Raw genomic sequence first — 21,306 nt, 5'->3', positions numbered from 1 at the left:
TGCCATTTCACGTCACGACCGCTCGGAACAATCCTTCCCGCATCGGCCGGAAGACAATTCCCGCCGCTGGGTCCAGGGCTTCCCGCACCCACCCTCGGCTATTCTCCACAAATGATTCCGCAGCCCGGGGGAATTACCAGAACTTCGGCGACACTTCCCCGTCCGGATATTCCGGCAATTCGTTGTCAGGCCGGGGTCCGCGCGGCGTCGTGCGACTCGCTCGGCGCACCGGAACCGTCCGCCCGCTCCGGCACCGAGAGATCGTAGACCGTGTAGGCCGCGCGGATCACCGGCTGGGCCACGTTGCGCACCCGGACCCCGCCGGGCGTGGTGCCGCGCTCGTATCCGGCGTGCGCGTGCCCGTGGATCGCCAGATCGGCGCCTCCGCAGGTGTCGATCGCCTCACCGAGCAGGTACGAGCCCAGGAACGGATAGATCTCCGGCGGCTCGCCGTGCAGGGTGTCACCGCAGGGGGAATAGTGGGTGAGCGCGACCTTCACATCGGTGTCGAGCCCGCACAGGGCGACATGCAGCGCGTCGGCGAGATCGACGGTGTAGGAGGCGAAGTCGCGCATGATGCGCTCACCGAACACGCTCGCGCACTTGCCGGCGAAGCCGCCGCCGAAGCCCTTCGTCCCCGCCACGCCCAGCGAATAGGGACCCACGGTCACCGTGGTGGAGGTCCCCTCCAGCACCCGGATCCCGTGATCGCGCAGCAGGGCCGTGATGTCGTCCTGCAGATCGGAATGGTGGTCGTGATTGCCGAGCACCGCGATCACCGGCACGCCGGGGTCCTCCAGTTCGGTGGCGACCACCCGCGCCTCGTCGAGGGTGCCGTGCCGGGTGAGATCGCCACCGACCAGCAGCACGTCGGCCTCCTCGGGCAGTCGCTCCCATGCCGGGCGCAGCGTCCCCCGCGACTCGGCACCGAGGTGGATATCGGCCACCGCCGCGATGCGCACCACCCCGTCGGTCGTCCGTCCCGGGCCCGTCATCAGCTCAGCCGTTCGTGATCGACGACGGGCGACTGCGTGGAGGACACCCGAATATCGTTGTGAATACGCAGTTTCGGCGCCCGCTCGCGCACGATGTCCTCCAGATCCCTGCGCTGCTGTTCACTGCCGACCTCTCCGCACAACACCACCACGGCGCCGCGGATGGTCACCTGCACGCCGAGTTCCGCGGTACGCGGGTCCTCCGCGAAGGCCCGCCGCAGATTCGCGACCAGATATTGCGGCAACACCTCGTCGCCAGAGTCCTGAGCCATGACCTCACCTCCGATTCCGAGATCCTCGACCAGCGCCAGAAACGCCCGTGCGTACGGCGAGACCTCGGTTTCGTCCCGGGCGCGCCGCCAGTCGACCTGTTCCCGCAGATCCCGGGCGATCGCCAGCAGCCGGGTGAAATCGAGCCGGTGCGGGTCGAGGACCATCAATTTGTCCACCATCAGATCGGTGCCGCTGAGCACCGGAGCCGCCGCCGGGCCTATCCGCATCCAGGTCGCGCGGCCCAGCAGATCGTCGTCGACGTTGCGGTAGTTGGGCCGGAAGATCAAGTCCACCAGCGTATCTCCGTCGTACACCTTGGTCAGCCAGTCCTCGGGCGGGTCGACGGCATGCAGTCCGGACGCGGTCAGGATGTCGCGAGCCCGGAAGGCGTCGGCCGGTTTGACGTAGATGTCGACATCGTGGTCGCTCGCGGGACCCCCGCGCGCGTACACCGCACAGCCGCCGCCGACCGCGAAGTCGATCTCATGGGCCAGCAGCGCGTTCACCACCTTGGTGAGCGTGTGCAGCAACTGCTCTATCGAGGCAGTCATAGCGGGCGCATACCCGCCGTCGGCAGCGGTATTCACGGCGTCGCGACGGCCTGGGGAGCGGTCTCCTTGATCTTGGCATTGGCCCAGCGCATTTGTCGCAACGTCTCCGGATGGCAGTCGGAGGCCAGGTCCAGCAGTTCGCCGTCCCTCGCCGCCTGCGCCGCTTGGGCCAGGATTTCCCAGTTCACCGATACCACCGCGGCATGGCTGTGGAGCGTACGCAGATCGCGCAGCAACAGCAGCGCGGGCGCGTGCCGCCGGCCGACCAGGGCCCCGAGCGTCCGGCGCGCCGATTCCACCGGTCCGGCGACCGACAGCGGCGACGCGTCCAGGTGCAGGCCGCGCCGTTCTCCGGTGTGGGCCAGTTTGCGGCGATGCTCGTCGGTCCAGACCAGCAGATCCCGGCACACGTGGTGGACCTCGTGGTCGGTGCGGTGACGATCGGCGGTGCGGATCAGCAGTGTGCCGAGATGGGTGTCGCTGCCGTGTATTTCGGCGAGCATGGCGTCCAGATCGTTCATCGCACACTCCGCTCCAGTTCGACCGCCGGTGTGGTGGTCCGTTCCGATCGCCGGCCGGGGCGCACGAGTTCCATCGCGGCCGCGCCGGATTTGAACAGCGGTTGTTTGGACACCGGATCCCATTCGGTGGGCGTGAGCTCGTTGGCGGCGGTGCCGTCCTTCCCGGCTGGGCGATCGCCGGCCGCGGTGTCCCAGTAGCCGTAGTGGAACGGGAGGAAGACCACGCCGGGGCGGATGTCGCCGGTGCGCAGCCGGGCCGTTACCTGCCCGCGCGCGGTGCGCACGCGCACCAGGTCGCCGTCGTCCCACCCTTCGCGGCGGGCGTCCTCGGCGGCCATCTCCACCCACACCTCCGGCGCGGCGGCCTGCAGTTGCGAGACCCGGCCGGTTTTGGTGCGAGTGTGGAAGTGGTAGAGCGTGCGACCGGTGATCAGCGCATACGGATAGTCCTCATTCGGCGACTCGTGCCGCGGGAGATACTCCGCGGCCTTGATGACCGCGCGGCCCTCGGGGTTCAGCGCGCGATATTCGGTCGGCTCCAGCGGCGCTCCGGTGATCAGATCGCGACCGTAGGTTTCGCAATCCTGCGGCGCCGCACGGAATTTCGCGTCGGCGTACAAGCGCTCGGTGCCCTCCGGATGCTCCTCGGTGCACGGCCACTGGATACCGCCCAGCGCGCGCAGTTTCTCGTAGCTCATCGCCGAGTAGTCGCACAGGCGTCCCGCACTGCACCGCTTCCACTGCTCGAACACCTCTTCCGGCGTCCGCCACGGCAGCAGCGGTGCGCCGTCGGCGTCGCGCAGATCCAGGCGGCGGGCGTAGTCGAGGAAGATGTCCAGATCCGGCCGGGCGGCGCCGGGCGGCTCGACCGCCTTCTCCGACAGGTGCACGGTGCGGTCGGCGTTGGTGAAGGTGCCGGTCTTCTCGCCCCAGGTCGCCGCCGGCAGCACCACATCCGCCCATTGCGCCGTCTCGGACAGGAAGATGTCCTGCACGACGAGAAACAGCCGCCGCTGCGACAGCAGGGCGCGCACGCGCGCGAGTTCGGGCAGCGATACCGCCGGGTTGGTGCCGTTGACGTACAGGAAGCGGATCGAGCCGTCCTCGACGAAGCGCAGGATCTGCATCAGATGCGTCGGCGCGCTGAAGTGCGGTATGCGTTCGGGGTCGACATTCCACAGCCGCGCCAGTTCCTCGACGTGAGAATCGTTGGCCCAGTTTCGGAATCCCGGCAGATCGCCGTTGGCACCGCATTCGCGGGTGTTCTGGGCGGTGGGCTGGCCGTTCATCTGCAGCACCCCGCAGCCGGGCCGGCCCAGCATGCCGCGAATCAGATGAATGTTGTTGACCTGCACCGCCGCCGCGGTGGCCTGGTGAGACTGGTAGAAGCCCTGCAGCACGGTCGACAGCACCCGCTCGCCGGTGCCGATCACCCTCGCCGCGGCCCGCAGGTCGTCCGCCGGCACGCCGCATATCTCCGCCGCGCGTTCGGGCGTGCAGCCGGCGACCTGTCGACGCAATTCGTCGAATCCGACGGTGTGCGCGGCGATGTAGTCGCGATCGATCCAGTCGTTGCGAATCAGCTCGTGCAACAACGCGTTCATCACCATCACGTTGGTGCCCGGGCGCGGTGCCAGATGGATGGTGGCCGCGCGGGCCACCTGTGTGGTGCGGGGGTCGACGCAGACGAGGGCGGGCGGATTCGGGCCGCGCAGGCGATCGAGCATGCGCGACCACAGCACGGTCTGGGTTTCGGCGACGTTGTGGCCGTAGAGCGCGATCACGTCGGCGTGGTCGACGTCGGCGTAACTGCCGGGCTGCCCGTCGGAGCCGAACGACTCCTTCAGCGCCTCACCCGCGGTGGCGGTGCACAGCCGGGTGTTGCCGTCGAGATGATTGGTGCCGATGCCGCCGCGGGCCAGGACGGTGAGCGCGTAGTACTCCTCCAGGAACAGTTGCCCGGTGGTGTAGAAGCCGATCGATCCCGGCCCGCGCTCACCCAGCAGCTCCCGGGTCCGCTCGGCCACCATCGACATGGCGGTGTCCCAATCGGTTTCGACCAGTTTGCCGCGGCGGCGCACCAGCGGAGCCGTCAGCCTGTCGGGAGAATTGTTGGCCTGCCAGCCGAACAGGTCCTTCGGTCCCAGCCGCCCGCGGTTGACCCGATCCCCGGCGCGGCCGCGCACCCCCACGATGCGGCCCTCGCGCACGGCGATATCCATCGCGTCGCCGTTGGAATGCAGCACCGAGGCGGTCGGCACCCAGCGTTCCACCATGTCCTCGCGCACCCCTTCGGCCAGGAACATGTCCACGCGTGCCGGCCACGGTTGCCCGGGCCCGTACGGAGTGCGCGTCCCCCACGGGTGCGCGATGCGGTCGTGTTCGCTCGCCCCGGCCGTGTGGGTACCGGATCGGATATGCATGGTCACCTCGGAGACGAAGAGTGGCGGATGGCGCGAACCCGGTCCTGGCCACAGCCCGGTCCGTGTCCGCGATACCCGCGCCGACCGGGTTGTAACGGGTTCGCGCTGTTCGCGGCGGTCCGGTGCGGTTACCGTCGAAGTCACGGGCGAATCTTCGGCATTCGAAGGGAGCAGCGATGGCCACCGCATCTGTACCTCGGCATCGGGCACGGGTTTCCCCGGTGCAGGCCGCAGCCTATGTGGTCGGGGCGGCGTTCCTGGTGGTCGGGGTGCTCGGGTTCATCCCGGGCGTGACCACGAACTACGACATGCTCACCTGGACCGGGCACCATTCCGGCGCCGAGCTGTTCGGCGTGTTCCAGGTCTCGGCGCTGCACAACATCGTGCATCTGGTGTTCGGCGTCGCGGGTCTGGCGATGGGCCGCACGACGATGACCGCGCGGACCTATCTCATCGCGGGCGGCGTCGTCTACCTCGCGCTCTGGGTGTACGGCCTGGTCGTGGACAAGGAGTCGAGCGCGAACGTCATTCCGGTCAACACCGCGGACAACTGGCTGCATCTGGGCCTCGGCGCGGCGATGTTGCTGCTCGGTCTGTTCCTCGGTCCGGCCGGCGACCGTCCCATCCTGTTCGAGGGATCGCCGCAGCCGGGACGTCCGGAGTCCGCTCCGCCCGGGACCGGCCACGGGCGGACCGATTGACGGGCCGATCAGAGAATCGGCCGGCCGCCGGTGACGGCGAGCCGCGCACCGGAGATGTAGCTGCCGTCGTCGGAGGCCAGCAGCACATAGGAGGCGGCCAGCTCGGCGGGTTGCCCGGCCCGCCCGAGCGGGACGTCGTCGCCGAAGTTGCGGACCTTTTCCACCGGCATGGTGGACGGGATCAGCGGCGTCCAGATCGGGCCCGGCGCGACGCTGTTGACGCGAATCCCCTTCTCTCCCAACATCTGTGCGAGGCTGGCGCAGAAGTTGGCGATGGCCGCCTTGGTGGCCGCGTAGGGCGCCAGCGTCGGTGAGGGCATATCCGAATTCACCGAGGAGCTGCCGATGATCGAGCCGCCCGCCGGCATATGCGGGACGGCCGCCTTCACCAGGTGGAACAGCGCGCCGACGTTGAGCTTGAACGTGTAATCCCATTCGTCGCCGGAGATCTCGTCGAGGCTTTCGTGCGTCATCTGATACGCGGCGTTGCTGACCAGGACATCGATCTTGCCGAATTCCGTTGCGGCGCGGTCGATGACGGCCTTGCAGTGTTCGGGATCCGACAGGTCACCGGGCACCGCGACCGCCTTGCGGCCGGCCTGCTCCACCAGCGCGACGACCTGTTGCGCGTCCTCGTGTTCGTCGAGGTAGGAGATCAGCACATCGGCGCCCTCGCGCGCGAAAGCGATGGCCACGGCGCGGCCGATTCCGCTGTCGGCGCCAGTGATCACCGCCGCCTTCCCGGTCAGTTTGCCCGATCCCCGATAGCTGTCCTCCCCGCAGTCCGGTTGCGGCGACATCCGCTGCTGCACCCCGGGGACCTGTTGTTGCTGCTCCGGAAAACCCATCGCGATCTCCTGTCGACGTGGCGGCGGTGAACCCTCAGCACTCGCGCTACCCGCACCCGCTACGGGCAAACCAGCGCCGCGCTCACGGGGCGATCAGCCGCCGGGCCGCGAGGACGGTGGCGGCGCGCCGGTCCTCGGCGTCGTCGTCGTGCAGGGCGTGGACCGCGGAGGTGCGGGCGAGATCGGTCAGCAGGGTCAGCAGGGTCAGCGGTTGAAAGGTGCCGGTGATGAGCCCGGCGCGCTGACCGCGGCGGATCTCGGCGATCTTGGGTGCGACCGCGCGCCGGATCGCCTCGTCGGCGCCCGGGATATGGGTGCGCTCGATCTCCGCCCACGCCTGCAGCCGGGCGTTGTCGGGGTGGTGCAGATAGTGATCGAAGAGCCTGCCGACATAGGACGGCAGATCGCCCGCGTCCAGCGCGGTCTCGGCGGTGGTCTCGGTCGCCCACTGCTCGGTCACCGCCGCGTAGAGGTCGTCCTTGCCGGTGAAGTAGGCGTACAGACGGTCCTTGCTGGCATTGGCCGCCTCCGCGATCCGGTTGATCCGGGCCCCGGCGATGCCGTAGCGGGCGAACTCCGCCTTGGCCGCGGCGAGGATTCGCTCCCTGGTGGCATGGCCTGCTGCGCGCATGCCGCGGATCCTATCTTGCCGAACCAGCCGGTTCGGGTGTAGGTTCCCGAACCGGCTGGTTCGGGAAAACTGTGGAGGATGCGATGACCGGGACGACCGAACGCTGGCGCGAGTTGGCGGCGCAATCGAGCGGAGTATCGACGGACGAGCTGGACCGGCTGTGGGCCGAACTCGCGGTCGTGCGCGCCGAGGACATCCTCGGCGAATGGAAGGGCGCCGCCTTCCGAACCGGACACCCGCTGTGCCGCGCACTGGACAAGAGCGGCTGGTACGGCAAGACCTTCCATTCGACGATGGATGCGAAGCCGCTGATCTGCCGCGCCGAGGACGGCACGCTGTACTCCGATGTCGAACTGGGCGGCGGTGAGGCCACGCTGTGGAATATCGAATTCCGCGGCGAGGTCACCGCGACCATGGTCTACGACGGCCGCGCGGTGTTCGACCACTTCAAGCGCCTCGACGACAACACGCTGATGGGCATCATGAACGGACGACCCGAACTGGTGCTGGCCGGCGGCGAATACTTCTACTTCCTGCTCGAGCGGGTCTGAGCCGTGCCGGTGACCACTGCCGCGCTGTCGCGCGATCCGCGGGCCGCATTCAGCCTGGAATCCGTCACGATCGACGAGCCGCGCGCCGACGAGATCCTGGTCCGGATCGAGGCGTCGGGAATCTGTCACACCGATCTGGTCTCCCGCGCCGCCGGCGCCGCCGATCGCCCGATCCTGCTCGGCCACGAGGGCGCGGGTGTGGTGGCGGCGGTCGGCGCCGAGGTGGCGGGCGTGCGGCCCGGCGACCGGGTCGTGCTGACGTTCCGGCACTGCGGCACCTGCCGCAACTGCCGGCTCGGCCGCCTGCCCTACTGTGCTCGATCCACCGCGTTGAACCAGTTCGGCGGCCGTGCCGATCGCTCGCCCCGCATCACCGTCGACGGCACCCGCGTGCGTGACGGCTTCTTCGGGCAGTCGAGTTTCGCCGGATACGCGCTGAGCACCGTGGACAATACGGTCGTCGTCCCCGGCGACACCGATCTCGCCGTCGCCGCCGCGCTGGGCTGCGGCTTCCAGACCGGCGCGGGCGCGGTACTGAATGTGCTTTCCCCCGAACCGGATTCGCAGATCGTGATCTACGGCGCGGGTGCGGTCGGCATGGCCGGGCTGCTGGCCGCGCGGACACTTCCCGGCACCACGGTGCTGGTGGTCGAACCCTCCGCGGATCGCCGTGCGCTCGCCCTCGAACTCGGCGCGGCCGCCGCCCTGGCCCCGGGCGACGAGACCGCCGCGACCATAGAAAAACTCACCGGCGGCGGCGCCACCCACGCCCTCGACACCACCGGTCGTCCCGATGTGCTCGCGGCGGCGGTGACGGGGCTGGCCACCGGCGGCGCGGTGGCGGCGGTCGGCCTCGGCATCGGCGTCCCGCAGCTCGATATGCGCGATATCGTGCTGGGCGGCAAGACCATTCACGGCTGCCTGGAGGGCGATGCCGTGCCGCAGCGGTTCATCCCGCAACTGCTCGAGCTCCACAGGGCCGGCCGGCTGCCGCTCGACCGGCTGGTCCGGTCCTACCCGTACACCGAAATCGGCGCCGCCCTGGCCGACCACCACGCGGGACGTGTCGTCAAACCCGTGCTGACCTGGTGACCGCGGCCGCCGGGCGGGATCTGCCGGGGCGGCACATCCCCGGCCACGCCCGGCAGGCCGCACTGCTCGCGGTGGTCCGCTCGAGGTACGCACGCGACGCCGGGACCGAGTGATCCGTGTACGAGCGCGCGGCGCGGGTATGGCGTCAGCGTTGCCCACCGAGACCATGAGGAGGTCGCAGCATGACAACAGTCACCGAATCGGTCGATGTGCACGTACCGGTCACCACCGCCTACAACCAGTGGACCCAGTTCGAATCGTTTCCGCAGTTCATGCAGGGCGTCGAGCGGGTCGAACAGCGCGACGACACGCACACCCACTGGACGGTGCACGTGGCCGGCGCGACGCGCGAATTCGACGCGAAGATCACCGAGCAGCACCCCGACGAGCGGGTGTCGTGGACCTCGGAGGCCGGTCCCCGGCACGCCGGAGTGATCACCTTCCATCGGCTCGACGAGGACACCACGCGCGTGACCGCGCAGATGGATATCGATCCCGACGGGTTCGTGGAGAACGTCGCCGACAAGCTCGGCATACTCGATCGTCGCGTCAAGGGTGACCTCGAGCGTTTCCGCGACTTCATCGAATCGCGCCCACGGGAATCCGGTGCGTGGCGCGGCGACGTCGACCGGCCCCGGCCGTAGCACATGCCCGTATCCTCGCCCACGCCCGGTGGTTCGGCGCCGCTCGATGCCGCGCCTGTCGACGCCGTCATCATCGGCGGCGGGCACAACGGCCTGGTGAGCGCCGCGCTGCTCGCCGATCATGGCTGGGATGTGGTGGTGCTGGAAGCCCAGGACACCGCCGGGGGCGCCGTGCGCAGCGCCGAGCTGGTGCCCGGCTACCGGATGGATCTGTTCAGCGCGTTCTATCCGATGGCCGGCGCCTCGCCGGCGCTGCGCGGCCTCGGTCTGGAAGATCACGGATTGCGGTGGAGCCGAGCGCCCATCGTGTACGGCCACCCTCGCGGTCCCGAGGACACGGATGCCGCCGTCGTACATCCGGACGCCGAGATCACGGCCGAGGCGCTGGCTCGGCGCGACAGTCGCGACGGCCGCACCTGGATGCGGCTGGTCGAGCAGTGGCGGCAGGTGCGCGAACATCTGCTCGGCTCGTTCCTCGGCCCGTTCCCGCCCGTGCGCGGGGCGGCCGGATTGTGGCGTGATCTCGGATCCGCCGAGCTGTTCCGGTATCTGCGGTTCCTGGTCCTGCCGGTCGGGCGGATGGTCGACGAACTGTTCCACGACGAAGCCGCCAAATTGCTGATCATGGGCAACGCGATGCACGCCGATGTCCCGGTGGACGCGCCTGGCAGCGGCGTCTACGGCTATCTGCTGAGCATGCTGGCCCAGGAGGGCGGATTCCCGGTTCCCGTGGGCGGGGCCGGGGCACTGAGCGCGGCCCTGGTGCACCGTGCCGAATCGGCGGGAGCCCGGGTCCACTGCGGACAGCCGGTGGCACGCGTCGTCATTCGCAACGGGCGCGCCGACGGCGTGATCACGGCCGCGGGTCAGATGGTGCGGGCTCGCAAGGCGGTCATCGCCGATATCGACGCGCCGACGCTCTACACCCGGCTGCTCGCCGACGCGGATCTGCCGCAGCGGCTGCGCGCCGATCTGGAACGATTCACCTGGGACGCTCCCACCGTCAAGGTGAATTACGCCCTCTCCGAACAGATTCCGTGGCGGTCGAAACAGCTGCGGGAGGCGGGCACGGTGCATCTGGGCGCCGACCGGGCGGGGCTGGCGCGGTGGACCACCGATATCGGCACCGGCGTGGTGCCGCACACGCCGTTCCTGCTGTTCGGTCAGATGACAACGGCCGATCCCAGCCGGTCGGCGCCCGGCACCGAATCGGCGTGGGCCTACACCCATCTGCCGCGCGGGGTCACCGACGACGCCTCGGCCGACCTGCTGGCCGAACGGGTCGACGCCGTCCTCGAAGCCCATGCGCCCGGCTTCGGCAGCCGGATTCACGCGCGGATCGTGCAGCGGCCCAGCGATTTACACAGTGCCGACGGCAATCTCGTCGGCGGCGCGGTCAACGGCGGCACGTCCCAGCTGCACCAGCAGTTGGTGTTGCGCCCCGTCCCGGGACTCGGCCGGCCCGAAACCGTCGTTCCGGGACTGTATCTGGGCTCGGCCTCGGCACATCCGGGCGGCGGCGTGCACGGCACCTGCGGCGCCAACGCCGCCCGCGCCGCGCTGGCCGACTCCCGCCCGACCGGCTGGCCCCGGCGAAAGTTGTTGTCCCGCTTGCACTCCGCACTCTACGACATCGACCGCTGACCGGACGGAGACGGCTGCGCGAGCCGGCACCGACGATCGACGAACCCCCGCCGATCGTCGTATCGGCGCGGCCGAGGCACTGCCGACATGGGACAGCCACGAGAGCGTCGAATGCGCCGCCAAGGTCCGCATGACCTCGCTGCCGGGCCGCCATGCCCCGGCCTGGACTTGGCGCACCCGGTCCCCGGTGATCCCGCGCGGCGAAACGGTGGTGCTGTGTGCACCGGCGGCACGTGTACGACGCGCCGCGCTGGGCATTCGGGCTGCAAACACCCAGCGAACAGGAGCACATCATGAAATCACCGCATCGTCTGCTGGTCGTTACCGCCGCCGCGGTCGGCCTCGGATTCGGCGTGACCGGGGTCGGGGCTGCTCAACCGGCCGCGCTGTCGGCGCAGGACAGCGATTTTCTCGTCGCCGTCCACCAGGGGAATTTGACCGAGATGCTGTCCGGCGCGGGCGCGGCGGCCATGGGCACCTGTCAGCAGGTGCGAGATCTCGGTCCCGTTCTCGTGACCGACCACACCCGGCTCGAGGCGATGGGCGCCGCGGTCGCGATCCCCAACGGCGTGCCCCTTCCGATGATGCCGTCCGCCGACCAGTCGCAGCAGATGCGCGAGACGGCGATGAAGACCGGCCGCGATTACGACCTGGCCTGGCTGCACATGCAGGAGGGATTCCACGTCCAGACGCTGCAGGCTAGCGCCACCGAGACCGCGCAGGGCAGCAGCCCGCAGGTCACGGCGCTGGCACAGAACGCCGCGCCCGTGGTCCAGCACCATCTGGACATGATTCGCGACGCCTTGGCGGTGTGCTGATGGGCGAGGTCACGATGGGAGTCCCCGGTTCGGCCGAGCAGGTGTTCGCCGTACTCTCCGACGGCTGGTCCTACGGCCACTGGGTGGTCGGGTCCACCCACATGCGCGATGTGGACCAGGACTGGCCGCGGATCGGCTCCCGGATCCATCACAGCGTCGGCGCCTGGCCGCTGATGGCCCAGCAGGCGACCCGGGTGGTGGCCGTGGATCCGCCGAACAGCATCGAACTGGAGGCCGAGCTGTGGCCGGTGGGAGTGGCGTGGATCCGGTTGGCGATGACTCCCATCGACGCCGACACCACCGAGGTGAGCATGAGCGAGGAGATCATCCGCGGACCGGGCCGGCTCATCCCCGACGTGGTGCAGACCATGGCCCTCAAGCCCCGCAACAAACAGTCACTGGCCCGGCTCTGCGATCTGGTGGCCGCACACTACGTCGAGACCCGCAAACCCTAGTGATCGGTGCCGGCCGCAGGGCTCGCTCATCGGCGTTCATCGCCTGCGATGCTGCGGCCGCTGATCCTGATGCGTCGGGCGTCCCGGCCGGAAACGCATCGGCTCCGGATTCAGCGTGGCGCTGCCGCCGGAGGTGCGTGCGCGCAGCCCGGCGGCCAGCTCCGTCGCCACGTCGACCGCGGAATGCGCGGGCCGCCAATCGAGTTCACGCCGCGCTCGCTCCGCCCGCACCAGACACGCCCGATCGGCCAGCTTCAGCCAGGCCGGGTGCAACGGCAGCAGTCCGAGTCGCCAGCCCGCGAAGGCCGCAGCGGCCAGCACCGGGCGCGGGACGGGAACCCGGAATCCTCCGAAGATCTCGGTCAGCGCGGGCGCGGTGAGTACCGGTTCGGCGGCCAGGTCGAACGCGCCGGTGGCCCGGCGCACCAGAATGGCCCGGATCGCTGCGGCCACGTCCTCGGCGTGCACGAGTTGCAGACGCAGCCGCGGCCACAGCGGTACCGGCAACCATCGGCGGCCGACCGGCGAACGCGGCAGCCAGGGCCCGAGCAGCCAGTCGCCGAGTTCGGCGGCCGCCTCCGATTGGGCGGTGCCGCACGGCCGGATCCGAGCGAGGCCCACCGCCGGGTGCTCGCCGGCGAAGGCGTCGAGCCGCCGTTCCAGTTCGGCCTTGCCCAGACTGTAGGCACCCCCGGGTACGCCGTCGCGGGGCTGCCGCTCGTCGACTCGGGTCCAGCGCGGCGCGGGAGAATAGGCGGCCACCGACGACGCGACCGTCAGATGCGTCACGCCGCTGTCGGCCACCGCGCCCAGCACGTGGTCGGTGCCGATCCGGTTCGTGCGTTCCAGCGGCGGATCGGTACGGCGCGGATGCACGGCCCAGGCCAGGTGCACCACCGCGTCCACCCCGTCGAAGGCCGCCGCCAGGGTAGGACGGGCCGCGGGGTGCCCGATATCGCAGGCGACCCATCGTGCCCGCGCATACGGTGCCCGGTCGGTGGGCGGCGGACGCCGGGCTATGGCGACGATCTCGGCCTCGGGCAGCGCCCGCAGCAGCGCCGTGCCGACATTCCCGCTCGCGCCCGTGATCGCGATACGCATGAGCCCCCCCTACGGCGAACAGCCATCCGCGGTCGCCTCGGCCAGTTCGTCCACCACGTCGGCGATCGCTCCGCGCCGGCGCAATGCCGCCGCCTGCCGACGGGCGCCGTTGCCGCGGGCCGTCACCGCGGCGATCGTCTCGGTCACGAACTGCTCCTCCTCGAGTTCTCGCAGGGCCGGGGTGACGTGCTCGACGAGCCGGGCCAGCCGGATGCGCGCCGGTTCCACCCGCCCGACCAGTGGATCGACTCCGTCGCCGTCGAGTCCTTCGCGCGCGGCCTTCCAGTAGGCGGCGCGCAGGGTGGCGGCCGGCACCGCGGGCGCCGGTCGTCCGTGACGCACCTCCGCACGGCCGACCACCACGGCGGCGCGCACCAGACTTGCCAGCAATGCCGATTCCTCGGCCGTCACGGGGACGTCGCTGATCCGGATCTCCAACGTCGGGAAATGTACGGAGCGGCGGATATCCCAATAGACCATCCCGGTGTCGAGGATGCTGCCGCAGGTCAGCATCAGCTCGACCGCGGCGTCGTAGTCGGCGCGGGAATCGAAATACGGCGGCGGGCCGGCACTCGGCCAGCGCCGCCACATCACGTTGCGCCAACTCGCGTAGCCGGTGTCGGTTCCGCGGTAGACCGCGGAATTGGCTGTAAGCGAAAGGAATACCGGCAACCACGGCCGCAGATGATTGCTGATCTGCACCGCGGTCTCCGGATCGTCCACCGAGACGTGGACATGGCAACCGCACAGCCCCTGTTCGTGCGCGAGCATGCCGAATTGCTCCTCGATGCGGCGATAGCGCGGCGTGTCGGTGACCGGATAGTCGTCGGGCACGGTCGGCGGCACCCCGGTGGCGAGCAGCCGCGCGGTGTTGTCGGCCGCGGCGCGCACCACGGCGCCGCGCAACTGCCGCAGCTCCCGCAGCAGGTCGTCCACGCGCGTGTGCACGGAGCTGCTGGTCTCCACCTGACAGCTGGTCAGTTCCAGCTGCAGATCGATACCGGCATCGCCCGCCGACCGCGCGACCTCGCAATTCTTCGGGACCGGGGCTCCGGAGACGGGATCGACCAGAAGGAATTCCTCCTCGACCCCGAACGTCACATCGGCGGCATCCATCGGCTCACCCGCCCGGCACAGTCCATGGCTCGGTGATGCCCGGCGACCGGAACGGCAAACGCATTCCGGCGCGGATCGAGGTTTCACTCGCCGGGTGCGGGTAGCCGCCGCATGTGACCATCGATCGGGATCCGGCTCCGAGCGACGGTGTCGCCGCTCTGCTCCGGCACCGCTGATCCGCGAAAGGAGAGGACGATGGACCGAGGAAACACCAAACACGGTGCGCGCGAGGACGACCAACTACGGCACGATCTCCAGGGAACCCTGCGCGGCAACCGCTCCAGCCGCGCCGAGGAGTGGCGGGATCCCGAACCCCCCGCCGACGACGACCCGCAACCGACACCCCCGCTAACCACCACGCCGGAGGGCGCCGAACACGACCGGACCGGCGAGGTCGACTGATCGCAGCCGATCCGCGAATCGGCGATTCCGCGCCGGTTACGGTCGAACAGGCGGGGTATCTCTCCTGTACCGAGAACGATTCGACGTAGCGCCCTATCCGTCAACGGCGACGGATAGCCGCAATTCGGTCCCGCACAACGGAGTGCGCCGGTGCGAGGCCTACGACGAATCGTCTCTCCGGACGGGGGCGGTAGTTCCAGCACGACCGGCCAACTGCCGCACGGCCGGCACCGGCTTCACGGCCGGTGTCGGCCGATTTCTCCGATAATGTTGTGCCAGAAGATTTTTCGGGACGTCAGCCCGCCCGACCCGGGTGGCGCGGCACACGTCGGGCGATGCGTCGCATACGGTCGATAGCCCCGCTCGCGCCATCCGGCCGAGCCGCATGATCCGCCCTGTGCGAGCCCGACGATCCGCTCCCGGCCGGGCCGGTCATCGGCGTCCGGGACATCGGGTCGCGGGTCCTCGATCACCGGGTCGTCGTCGTATTCCCTCTGCTCGACCGACATCTCGCGACCTCCCACCGGCGCGCGCCAACGCGATACCAGCGCGAGTACCCGCGCACGAGCGCGGAGAAACCGCGAATTCGCCTGAGCCGGATATAGTTTCGGTCACGGTCGGCCGCAGAGGGCCGAAAACCGTCGGGCGGGGGACGGGAACTCGTCAGGCCATGGAGACGATCAGCGCGATCGCGACGACGACGAACACCACCACGATCGCCGCGACGATGACGATCAGCAACGCCCCGCTGGCCGGGAAATGATGCCGCGTGCTCGGCTCCGGCGCCGAGAGACCCGAGGTCTGGGCGGTATCGGGCGGAGTGGAACCGGGGGCTACACCACCACCGGGTTCCAGGTCCGGAGTCTTGGCCGGGTCCGGATCCATTGGAGACATGTCGGGCGTCCTGTCCGGGGCGAACGCGCCCCTGATCGTCGTCGGCTTCTCACTGCAGCCCTACCCCGCACCGGCGCGGGCAACCACGCCGGTGCGGGGAAATCGGGCGAAACCTATGTCGGTAGCGAGTCGACCGCGCGCAGGTATGTGTTCGCACTGGCCGGGTAGGCGGGAGGTATGACCGACACACCTCCCCTGGCCCTGGTGACCGGCGCGTCCAGCGGTATCGGGTTCGAGCTCGCCAGACAGTTCGCCGAACGCGGTTACGACGTGGTCATCACCGCCGAGGACGCCGCCATCGACGTGGCCGCCGAATCACTGCGCCGTTCCGGTGCGCGCGTGCGGCCGCTGCGCATCGATCTGCACAGCGCCAACGGGCCGGAGCAGCTGTATGCCACGGCCACCGAGGACGGCCGCGCACTCGATGCGGTGGCCTTCAACGCGGGTATCGGGCGCGGCGGCGATTTCCTGTCGACCGACCTCGACGACGAGCTCGCGGTGATCGACCTCAACGTGCGCTCGACCGTGCGCCTGGCGAAACCGGTGGTCGCCGATATGGCCGCGCGCGGTTCGGGCCGGCTGCTGTTCACCTCGTCGATCGCGGCCATGATCCCCGGCCCCGAGCAGGCCGTGTATCACGCGTCGAAATCGTTCGTGCAGTCGTTCGCCGAGGCGCTGCGGCAGGAATTGCGCGACAAGGGCATCACCGTCACGGCGTTGATGCCCGGTCCCACCGACACCGACTTCTTCCGGCGCGCGAAGATGCTGGACACCCGCATCGGCCGCGGCCCCAAGGACGATCCGGCCGAGGTCGCCCGCCAGGGGGTCGACGCGCTGCTGGCGGGCGAGCAGAAGGTCGTCGCCGCCTCGCTGCCCACGAAGGTGATGGGCCTGGTCGGGCGCGTCGTCCCCGACGCGCTGAAAGCCAAAGCGGGACAGATCATCTCGGGGCGCTGATCGTGGACCGTTACGCCGCCGTCGACCTTCCTCGCACGACCACCGCGGCCGGGGCGGCGCTGTTGCTCGGTCTGGGCGGGGTGCATCTGTACGTGCTGGTGCGCGAGGACGCGTTGCCGACCTACCTGCGCGTGGGTTTCGCGATCCTGATCGCCTGGTGCGCCGGCGCCGCGGCGCTGGTGTGCGGTGCCCGTACCGCACGCGCCGGCTGGGCCCTGGGCGGGCTCGCCTCCCTCACCTTCCTGGTGGTGTACGTGCTCAGCAGGCTCGCCGGACTCCCCGGCCTGCCCGAGGTACGGGGCTGGTGGGACAGCGCGCCGGGCAGTGTGGCCGGCACCTGCGCGCTGGGGTTCCTGGCGGTGACCGCCGCGATCGTGCTGGGTGTCACCGTCGCCCGGCCGCAACGACAGCACTGGCACGACTGAACCGGAACGGGTGACGCGCGATGACCACCTTGGACTTTCCGGCCTGGCTGCGGATCGAACACTGGCTCAATGTGCTGTTTCTGACCTTCGCAATGCGCAGCGGGGTGGAAATCCTGTCGAGCTACCCGAAACTCTTCTGGCGCGACGACAGCAAACCCGGCACCGAATGGGCACGATTCACCCGTAAGCGGATGCCGACCGACAAGCTCTACGACACCCTCGACGAGGAGGAGAGCTACTCGTCACTGATCGCGCTGCCCGGCCACAAGAAATTGGGTCTGGGCCGGCACTGGCATTTCGCGACGGTTGCCGGCTGGATACTCGTCGGCCTCGCCTATTACGTCCTGCTGTTCGCGACCGGCCAGTGGCGGCGCTACATTCCGACCTCGTGGTCGCTGTTTCCCGCGGCGTGGCACGACATCGTGACCTATATGAGTTTCGACCTGCCGCCGCTACTGCCGGGCCAGCCCTTCGACGCGGTGCAGAAACTCGCCTACGCCGGCGTGATCTTCGTGCTCGCGCCGTTCCAGATACTCACCGGCGCAGCACAATCCCCGGCCGTGGAGGCCCGTTTTCCGTGGTTCGTGCGGATGTTCGGCGGCCGGCAGTCGGCGCGCAGCCTGCATTTCCTGGGTCTGCTGGCATTCGCCGCGTTCATCGTCATCCACGTCTCGATGGTGTTCTTCTGGAGCTGGGGTCAGCTGACCGCGCTGATGATCTTCGGCCAGGTCCGCAACATCAATTGGGCGATCGCGCTGTCGCTGGTGATCATCGGCGCGATCGTGCTGGTGCACATCGCGGCCACGGTGTGGAGCCTGCGCGATCCGCGGTCGGTGCAGCGGGTGCTGGGCGCCTTCGTGCGCCGGATGCGGCTGGGCTTGCTCCGGCCGCTGACCTCGCGGCAGGACTACTCGACACACGCGCTCTCGCCGGAACATCGGGTGAACGGGAAACCGCCGACGGCGCTGCCGTACAAAGTGATGGCCGCACACAATTTCGCCGATTGGCGCCTGGACGTCGGCGGTCTCGTCGAACACCCGATGCACTTGAGCCTGGACGATCTGCGCGCCCTCGGCGAACCGCAGACCCAGCGGGTGCTGCACAACTGCGTGCAGGGCTGGTCGAGTATCGGCGAATGGACCGGGCTGCCGCTGCGCGAACTCGTCGCTCGGGTCCGCCCCCTGCCGGGCGCGAAATATCTGTGCTTCCTCACCATGCAGGACACCGGTCGCGACGATCCGAGCGCCGACGGCGTCGGCCAGTTCTACGAGGTGCTGGATCTGGAGCTGGCCGGAAACCCGCAGACGCTGCTCGCCTACCGGATGAACGGCGCACCGCTGCCCATCGAACACGGTGCGCCACTTCGGCTTCGGGTGGAGAACCAGGTCGGTTTCAAGATGGCGAAGTGGATCGACCGGATCGAGTTCGTCTCCGACTACTCCCATATCGGCCGCGGCATGGGCGGCTGGCGCGAGGACAACATCTACTACGACAAGGACGTCGAGATATGACGACGACCCACCGGCGGCCGGAGAACATCGAACTGACCCAGCGGCAACGCGATCGCGTCCTGGCCTACCTCGACCGCCGGCGCGCACGCTGCCGAGCCTGTGGCGCAACGGATTTCCGGGTCGGCGACGCGCTGTATCTGGGGTTCCTGTTCCTCGACGAGGATCTCGACGCCTATATGGTCGCGCTGACCTGCGCCAATCCCGCATGTCCGGTGCCGCACACCGGAATCCGGATGCGCCACGATCAGCTGTGGCTTCCTCCGGTGACCGAATGAGCGGGCTCGGAGCGACCGGTCGTGTGCGCCGGGGCCAGCCGTAAGCGTTCGATCGTCGTGGCGGCGTCGGCGAATTCCTCGATCAGCCGGTCGAATCGGTCCCGATCGGCCACCGACAGCGCACCGCGCTCCCGGTAGTACACGACGCGCGGCAGCCGCCCCGACATCATCGCGCCCCAGCGGATGCCGAAGTCGTAGACGACGCCGTCGGCCGCGGTCAGATCCGGATCGGCGGCCAACTCCCGCAACCCGCGCAGCTGTTCGCTCAGAATATCCAGATCCTCACCGACATCGACTGTGCCGGAACGATTGTCGGCCACGACGACACCTCTCACAGTTGCGGCTTGGCCACGGACACCACCTCGGGCAGGTCGCGGACGGTCAGATAGACCCGATGCGGACCCACGGCGATTCCCGACCACGCCGGCTCCCGCGCTTGCCGCACCGGGAGATCGAATCGGCGCAGCACGGGAATGGTTCCGTTCGCATATCCCTCGAAGCTGCGGGTTTCGAGCACTACCAGCTGCCGGTCCGTGGCGGCGTAGATGCGGGTGTCGTCGGTGGCCAGATAGCGGATCGGCGCGCCCAGGTCGACGGATCCGACCGTCTCGCTTCCGGATCCGTCGCGACGGGAGTCCAGGGCGATCAGTTCGCCCCCGGGCCGCGCCACATACAACCGGGTGACCTTCGCGCCGTCCCCCGCGGCCGCGAGGACGGGTTCGTCGTCGGCGCCGGTTCGGTCCGCGGGTGAGGAACTGCCCTTGTAGTGCGCGCTGCCCCGGGGTCCGTAGACGTGGAACTCCACTTCGCGACTGCGGTTCGCCCCGTCGAGCCGGGCCTCCGGGCCCGCGTTCACGACCGTGGGCGTCAATGCGGTGCGCCGGTGCAGATCCACCGGCGTGACCGTGGCGCCGTCCTGGGAGAGCGCCAGCAGCATCCGCTCCCCCGAATCGAGCGCGAGATACGACGGCCGCGGACCCGCGGACAGTGTGCCGGTATCGACCAGATCGGACAGCCGAATCGAGGCCACGGCTTGCCGATCCGTGGCGCTGACCAGCGCCGCGCCGTCGTCCACCGGGCTGATCTGCAGGTTCGGTCCCAGGCCCCGCAGGCGGGCCGAGGTGACGGTATCGCCGCGGCCGTCGGCCAGTCCGTTCACCTTCACGACCCGGTCCCGCGCCAGCGCCACGAGCGCGTCCGACCGGTAGGACCACACCGGTGCGTGCACGATGGCCCCGATCGGTGTCACCCGCACGGCATCGGGCGCTTCCAGTCGCGACCCCGGCGCGGAGCAACCGGCGACGGCCAGGACGGCCGCCGCCGGAACCAGATATCGGCGCAGGACGCGCGTCAGGCGGCCTGGGCCTGCCACATCCAATGCAGCTGCTCCAACCGGCCGGCGATATCGATGAGCAGATCCTGGGTGACCGGATCGGCCTTCTCCGACGCGTCGATCCGCTCACGCAGACGGCGCACGACAGCGGCCAGGGAGGCGACGATCGCCGCGATCACGTCACCGTCCTGCTGCCACCCCGAGGGGAACGATTCGGCGCTGGAACTCTCCGCGACCGTGCGGGCGCGCCCGTCCGGGCTGACGCCGATGGCGGTGGCCCGTTCCGCCGCCGCGTCGGTGAAGCCGCGCGCGGTCTCGACCAGTTCGTCCAATGCCAGATGGACGGTGCGGAACCGGGGGCCGATCACATTCCAGTGCGCCTGCTTGCCGATCAGGCTCAGATCGATCAGATCGACGACGGTGGCGCACAGCGCGTCACCGGCGATCCGTTGCTGTTCCGGCTCCAGCACCGTCGCGATCGGATCGGTGGTCGTGGAGGTCTTGGCCACGATGGTCTCCTTCCTCGCTGACAGTCATCACCTAGGCGACTGCTTGCGTGCAGGACCTACCCGCTGCCGGCGACTCCAAACGAGCGGCAGGGTTCAGCCTGCGGCCATCGCCATCGCCAGATACACCACCATCACCGCGAACAGGAACCAGCCCGCGCCCTGCCATACCGGCCACGGCCGTCCGCCGCGCCACTGCCGCACGGTGATGACGAACGCGCCGATGCCGCCCAGTAACAACACGATTCCGGGTACCAGACCGACGGCCAGCCGCGACGCGGTATCGCAGGCCACGTGATCGGCGTTCGCGCACTGCTCCCGCGAGGCCGCCCAGCCCAGCGCCACCCCTGCGACGATCGCCGCCACCACCAGCACGCCGACCGCGTACCGCACGGCCCGCCGGAAACTCGGCGGGTCACTCCAGCGGGGATCGACCTCGCGTGCCATCCTCACCTCCGGCCCGTTTCGTGTACTCGTCACCCCGGCACTACCCGGCCCCTCCGCGAATATTCGATCGGTTCCCGGGCGCTCGTTTCGCCCGATCCCTCCCGGGTAGGCGGTCGCTGAGGACCAAAGGAGGCCGATGTGCACCGCGAACTCGATCCACACGGCGACACCGATTCGCGCAGCTCAGCCGAC

Annotated in this window: 26 protein-coding genes; 12 read left to right on the top strand and 14 right to left on the bottom strand. The window is 69.4% G+C overall.

Annotated features, from left to right (window positions below; all coding sequences use genetic code 11):
- Nucleotides 1–185: 185 nt before the first annotated feature.
- The 4 genes from NK1_RS20105 to NK1_RS20090 are packed head-to-tail and all read right to left on the bottom strand — an operon-like array spanning nucleotide 186 to nucleotide 4,763.
- Nucleotides 186–965, bottom strand: a complete 780-nt coding sequence (locus NK1_RS20105) for a metallophosphoesterase family protein (RefSeq protein WP_218023144.1) — start codon at nucleotides 963–965, stop codon at nucleotides 186–188.
- Between the two features lie 29 nt (nucleotides 966–994).
- Nucleotides 995–1,819, bottom strand: a complete 825-nt coding sequence (locus tag NK1_RS20100) for a BON domain-containing protein (RefSeq protein WP_063010763.1) — start codon at nucleotides 1,817–1,819, stop codon at nucleotides 995–997.
- Between the two features lie 32 nt (nucleotides 1,820–1,851).
- Nucleotides 1,852–2,340 (bottom strand): hypothetical protein, encoded by a 489-nt coding sequence (locus tag NK1_RS20095; protein WP_063010761.1) that lies wholly within the window; start codon nucleotides 2,338–2,340, stop codon nucleotides 1,852–1,854.
- Nucleotides 2,337–4,763: a molybdopterin oxidoreductase family protein gene (locus NK1_RS20090; protein WP_084461260.1), complete on the bottom strand. Its 2,427-nt coding sequence runs from the start codon at nucleotides 4,761–4,763 to the stop codon at nucleotides 2,337–2,339. The genes NK1_RS20095 and NK1_RS20090 overlap by 4 nt, the downstream gene beginning before the upstream one ends.
- A gap of 176 nt (nucleotides 4,764–4,939) precedes the next feature.
- Between NK1_RS20090 and NK1_RS20085 the strand changes: the two genes are divergently transcribed.
- The gene (locus tag NK1_RS20085) at nucleotides 4,940–5,464 is read left to right on the top strand and encodes a DUF4383 domain-containing protein (RefSeq protein ID WP_063010759.1); all 525 of its coding nucleotides are present in this window, start codon (nucleotides 4,940–4,942) and stop codon (nucleotides 5,462–5,464) included.
- A gap of 8 nt (nucleotides 5,465–5,472) precedes the next feature.
- Here NK1_RS20085 and NK1_RS20080 read toward each other — a convergent pair whose 3' ends face one another.
- Nucleotides 5,473–6,312 carry a glucose 1-dehydrogenase gene (locus tag NK1_RS20080; protein WP_063010757.1) on the bottom strand — a complete coding sequence of 280 codons (840 nt, stop codon included), beginning with the start codon at nucleotides 6,310–6,312 and terminating at the stop codon, nucleotides 5,473–5,475.
- Nucleotides 6,313–6,394: 82 nt separating this feature from the next.
- Entirely contained in the window at nucleotides 6,395–6,943 is a 549-nt protein-coding gene (locus NK1_RS20075) for a TetR/AcrR family transcriptional regulator (RefSeq protein ID WP_063010755.1), read from the bottom strand.
- An 83-nt stretch (nucleotides 6,944–7,026) separates the two neighbouring features.
- Here NK1_RS20075 and NK1_RS20070 point away from each other — a divergent pair, with 83 nt between their 5' ends.
- The 6 genes from NK1_RS20070 to NK1_RS20045 all read left to right on the top strand — a co-directional run bounded on the left by NK1_RS20070 (nucleotide 7,027) and on the right by NK1_RS20045 (nucleotide 12,147).
- Complete coding sequence (locus NK1_RS20070; protein ID WP_063010848.1) at nucleotides 7,027–7,494, top strand: DUF4334 domain-containing protein; 468 nt, start codon at nucleotides 7,027–7,029, stop codon at nucleotides 7,492–7,494.
- A gap of 3 nt (nucleotides 7,495–7,497) precedes the next feature.
- A complete protein-coding gene (locus tag NK1_RS20065) occupies nucleotides 7,498–8,586 on the top strand; it encodes an NAD(P)-dependent alcohol dehydrogenase (protein ID WP_063010753.1) in 1,089 nt (362 codons plus the stop codon).
- 182 nt (nucleotides 8,587–8,768) lie between these two features.
- On the top strand, nucleotides 8,769–9,230 hold the full coding sequence (locus NK1_RS20060) for an SRPBCC family protein (RefSeq protein WP_036510888.1): 462 nt from the start codon (nucleotides 8,769–8,771) through the stop codon (nucleotides 9,228–9,230).
- Between the two features lie 3 nt (nucleotides 9,231–9,233).
- Complete coding sequence (locus NK1_RS20055; protein ID WP_063010751.1) at nucleotides 9,234–10,874, top strand: phytoene desaturase family protein; 1,641 nt, start codon at nucleotides 9,234–9,236, stop codon at nucleotides 10,872–10,874.
- A 293-nt stretch (nucleotides 10,875–11,167) separates the two neighbouring features.
- Nucleotides 11,168–11,692, top strand: a complete 525-nt coding sequence (locus NK1_RS20050; RefSeq protein ID WP_157104359.1) for a DUF4142 domain-containing protein — start codon at nucleotides 11,168–11,170, stop codon at nucleotides 11,690–11,692.
- Entirely contained in the window at nucleotides 11,692–12,147 is a 456-nt protein-coding gene (locus tag NK1_RS20045; protein ID WP_063010846.1) for an SRPBCC family protein, read from the top strand. The genes NK1_RS20050 and NK1_RS20045 overlap by 1 nt, the downstream gene beginning before the upstream one ends.
- A gap of 36 nt (nucleotides 12,148–12,183) precedes the next feature.
- Here NK1_RS20045 and NK1_RS20040 read toward each other — a convergent pair whose 3' ends face one another.
- Together NK1_RS20040 and NK1_RS20035 are read right to left on the bottom strand one after the other, a co-directional pair.
- Entirely contained in the window at nucleotides 12,184–13,248 is a 1,065-nt protein-coding gene (locus NK1_RS20040) for an NAD-dependent epimerase/dehydratase family protein (protein WP_063010747.1), read from the bottom strand.
- A 9-nt stretch (nucleotides 13,249–13,257) separates the two neighbouring features.
- Nucleotides 13,258–14,364, bottom strand: a complete 1,107-nt coding sequence (locus NK1_RS20035) for a glutamate--cysteine ligase 2 (RefSeq protein WP_063010745.1) — start codon at nucleotides 14,362–14,364, stop codon at nucleotides 13,258–13,260.
- Between the two features lie 195 nt (nucleotides 14,365–14,559).
- On the opposite strand from NK1_RS20035, the gene NK1_RS20030 reads away from it, so the two are divergent.
- Nucleotides 14,560–14,766 carry a hypothetical protein gene (locus tag NK1_RS20030; RefSeq protein WP_063010743.1) on the top strand — a complete coding sequence of 69 codons (207 nt, stop codon included), beginning with the start codon at nucleotides 14,560–14,562 and terminating at the stop codon, nucleotides 14,764–14,766.
- Nucleotides 14,767–15,002: 236 nt separating this feature from the next.
- On the opposite strand, the gene NK1_RS20025 is transcribed toward NK1_RS20030, so the two are convergent.
- Nucleotides 15,003–15,275: a hypothetical protein gene (locus tag NK1_RS20025; protein ID WP_063010741.1), complete on the bottom strand. Its 273-nt coding sequence runs from the start codon at nucleotides 15,273–15,275 to the stop codon at nucleotides 15,003–15,005.
- A 154-nt stretch (nucleotides 15,276–15,429) separates the two neighbouring features.
- Nucleotides 15,430–15,660: a DUF6480 family protein gene (locus NK1_RS20020; protein WP_063010738.1), complete on the bottom strand. Its 231-nt coding sequence runs from the start codon at nucleotides 15,658–15,660 to the stop codon at nucleotides 15,430–15,432.
- Between the two features lie 177 nt (nucleotides 15,661–15,837).
- Here NK1_RS20020 and NK1_RS20015 point away from each other — a divergent pair, with 177 nt between their 5' ends.
- From NK1_RS20015 to NK1_RS20000, 4 genes are read left to right on the top strand one after another with little or no spacing between them, the layout of a single operon-like run.
- Nucleotides 15,838–16,617: an SDR family NAD(P)-dependent oxidoreductase gene (locus NK1_RS20015; RefSeq protein ID WP_063010736.1), complete on the top strand. Its 780-nt coding sequence runs from the start codon at nucleotides 15,838–15,840 to the stop codon at nucleotides 16,615–16,617.
- A 2-nt stretch (nucleotides 16,618–16,619) separates the two neighbouring features.
- Entirely contained in the window at nucleotides 16,620–17,042 is a 423-nt protein-coding gene (locus NK1_RS20010) for a hypothetical protein (protein WP_063010734.1), read from the top strand.
- Nucleotides 17,043–17,062: 20 nt separating this feature from the next.
- Entirely contained in the window at nucleotides 17,063–18,553 is a 1,491-nt protein-coding gene (locus NK1_RS20005; protein ID WP_063010732.1) for a molybdopterin-dependent oxidoreductase, read from the top strand.
- On the top strand, nucleotides 18,550–18,828 hold the full coding sequence (locus NK1_RS20000; RefSeq protein WP_063010730.1) for a hypothetical protein: 279 nt from the start codon (nucleotides 18,550–18,552) through the stop codon (nucleotides 18,826–18,828). Before NK1_RS20005 ends, NK1_RS20000 begins: the two co-directional genes overlap by 4 nt.
- On the opposite strand, the gene NK1_RS19995 is transcribed toward NK1_RS20000, so the two are convergent.
- From NK1_RS19995 to NK1_RS19980, 4 genes are all read right to left on the bottom strand, one after another.
- Nucleotides 18,798–19,148 (bottom strand): hypothetical protein, encoded by a 351-nt coding sequence (locus NK1_RS19995; RefSeq protein WP_063010728.1) that lies wholly within the window; start codon nucleotides 19,146–19,148, stop codon nucleotides 18,798–18,800. The two genes, NK1_RS20000 and NK1_RS19995, sit on opposite strands and share 31 nt — an antisense overlap.
- An 11-nt stretch (nucleotides 19,149–19,159) precedes the next feature.
- Complete coding sequence (locus tag NK1_RS19990; protein ID WP_063010726.1) at nucleotides 19,160–20,200, bottom strand: beta-propeller fold lactonase family protein; 1,041 nt, start codon at nucleotides 20,198–20,200, stop codon at nucleotides 19,160–19,162.
- Nucleotides 20,179–20,670: a Dps family protein gene (locus tag NK1_RS19985; RefSeq protein ID WP_063010724.1), complete on the bottom strand. Its 492-nt coding sequence runs from the start codon at nucleotides 20,668–20,670 to the stop codon at nucleotides 20,179–20,181. The genes NK1_RS19990 and NK1_RS19985 overlap by 22 nt, the downstream gene beginning before the upstream one ends.
- A gap of 93 nt (nucleotides 20,671–20,763) precedes the next feature.
- Complete coding sequence (locus NK1_RS19980; RefSeq protein ID WP_063010722.1) at nucleotides 20,764–21,114, bottom strand: hypothetical protein; 351 nt, start codon at nucleotides 21,112–21,114, stop codon at nucleotides 20,764–20,766.
- Between the last annotated feature and the right edge of the window lie 192 nt (nucleotides 21,115–21,306).

Source organism: Nocardia kruczakiae NBRC 101016 (genome assembly GCF_001612965.1).
GTDB lineage: Bacteria > Actinomycetota > Actinomycetes > Mycobacteriales > Mycobacteriaceae > Nocardia > Nocardia kruczakiae.
This window is presented reverse-complemented; position numbering and strand designations above follow the sequence as displayed.

Bases quoted from the DNA above. Each gene is read 5' to 3' on its own strand.
- NK1_RS20100 (WP_063010763.1), bottom strand. From the start codon at position 1,819: ATGACTGCCTCGATAGAGCAGTTGCTGCACACGCTCACCAAGGTGGTG.
- NK1_RS20095 (WP_063010761.1), bottom strand. From the start codon at position 2,340: ATGAACGATCTGGACGCCATGCTCGCCGAAATACACGGCAGCGACACC.
- NK1_RS20090 (WP_084461260.1), bottom strand. From the start codon at position 4,763: ATGCATATCCGATCCGGTACCCACACGGCCGGGGCGAGCGAACACGAC.
- NK1_RS20085 (WP_063010759.1), top strand. From the start codon at position 4,940: ATGGCCACCGCATCTGTACCTCGGCATCGGGCACGGGTTTCCCCGGTG.
- NK1_RS20080 (WP_063010757.1), bottom strand. From the start codon at position 6,312: ATGGGTTTTCCGGAGCAGCAACAACAGGTCCCCGGGGTGCAGCAGCGG.
- NK1_RS20075 (WP_063010755.1), bottom strand. From the start codon at position 6,943: ATGCGCGCAGCAGGCCATGCCACCAGGGAGCGAATCCTCGCCGCGGCC.
- NK1_RS20070 (WP_063010848.1), top strand. From the start codon at position 7,027: ATGACCGGGACGACCGAACGCTGGCGCGAGTTGGCGGCGCAATCGAGC.
- NK1_RS20060 (WP_036510888.1), top strand. From the start codon at position 8,769: ATGACAACAGTCACCGAATCGGTCGATGTGCACGTACCGGTCACCACC.
- NK1_RS20055 (WP_063010751.1), top strand. From the start codon at position 9,234: ATGCCCGTATCCTCGCCCACGCCCGGTGGTTCGGCGCCGCTCGATGCC.
- NK1_RS20050 (WP_157104359.1), top strand. From the start codon at position 11,168: ATGAAATCACCGCATCGTCTGCTGGTCGTTACCGCCGCCGCGGTCGGC.
- NK1_RS20045 (WP_063010846.1), top strand. From the start codon at position 11,692: ATGGGCGAGGTCACGATGGGAGTCCCCGGTTCGGCCGAGCAGGTGTTC.
- NK1_RS20040 (WP_063010747.1), bottom strand. From the start codon at position 13,248: ATGCGTATCGCGATCACGGGCGCGAGCGGGAATGTCGGCACGGCGCTG.
- NK1_RS20035 (WP_063010745.1), bottom strand. From the start codon at position 14,364: ATGGATGCCGCCGATGTGACGTTCGGGGTCGAGGAGGAATTCCTTCTG.
- NK1_RS20030 (WP_063010743.1), top strand. From the start codon at position 14,560: ATGGACCGAGGAAACACCAAACACGGTGCGCGCGAGGACGACCAACTA.
- NK1_RS20025 (WP_063010741.1), bottom strand. From the start codon at position 15,275: ATGTCGGTCGAGCAGAGGGAATACGACGACGACCCGGTGATCGAGGAC.
- NK1_RS20020 (WP_063010738.1), bottom strand. From the start codon at position 15,660: ATGTCTCCAATGGATCCGGACCCGGCCAAGACTCCGGACCTGGAACCC.
- NK1_RS20015 (WP_063010736.1), top strand. From the start codon at position 15,838: ATGACCGACACACCTCCCCTGGCCCTGGTGACCGGCGCGTCCAGCGGT.
- NK1_RS20005 (WP_063010732.1), top strand. From the start codon at position 17,063: ATGACCACCTTGGACTTTCCGGCCTGGCTGCGGATCGAACACTGGCTC.
- NK1_RS20000 (WP_063010730.1), top strand. From the start codon at position 18,550: ATGACGACGACCCACCGGCGGCCGGAGAACATCGAACTGACCCAGCGG.
- NK1_RS19980 (WP_063010722.1), bottom strand. From the start codon at position 21,114: ATGGCACGCGAGGTCGATCCCCGCTGGAGTGACCCGCCGAGTTTCCGG.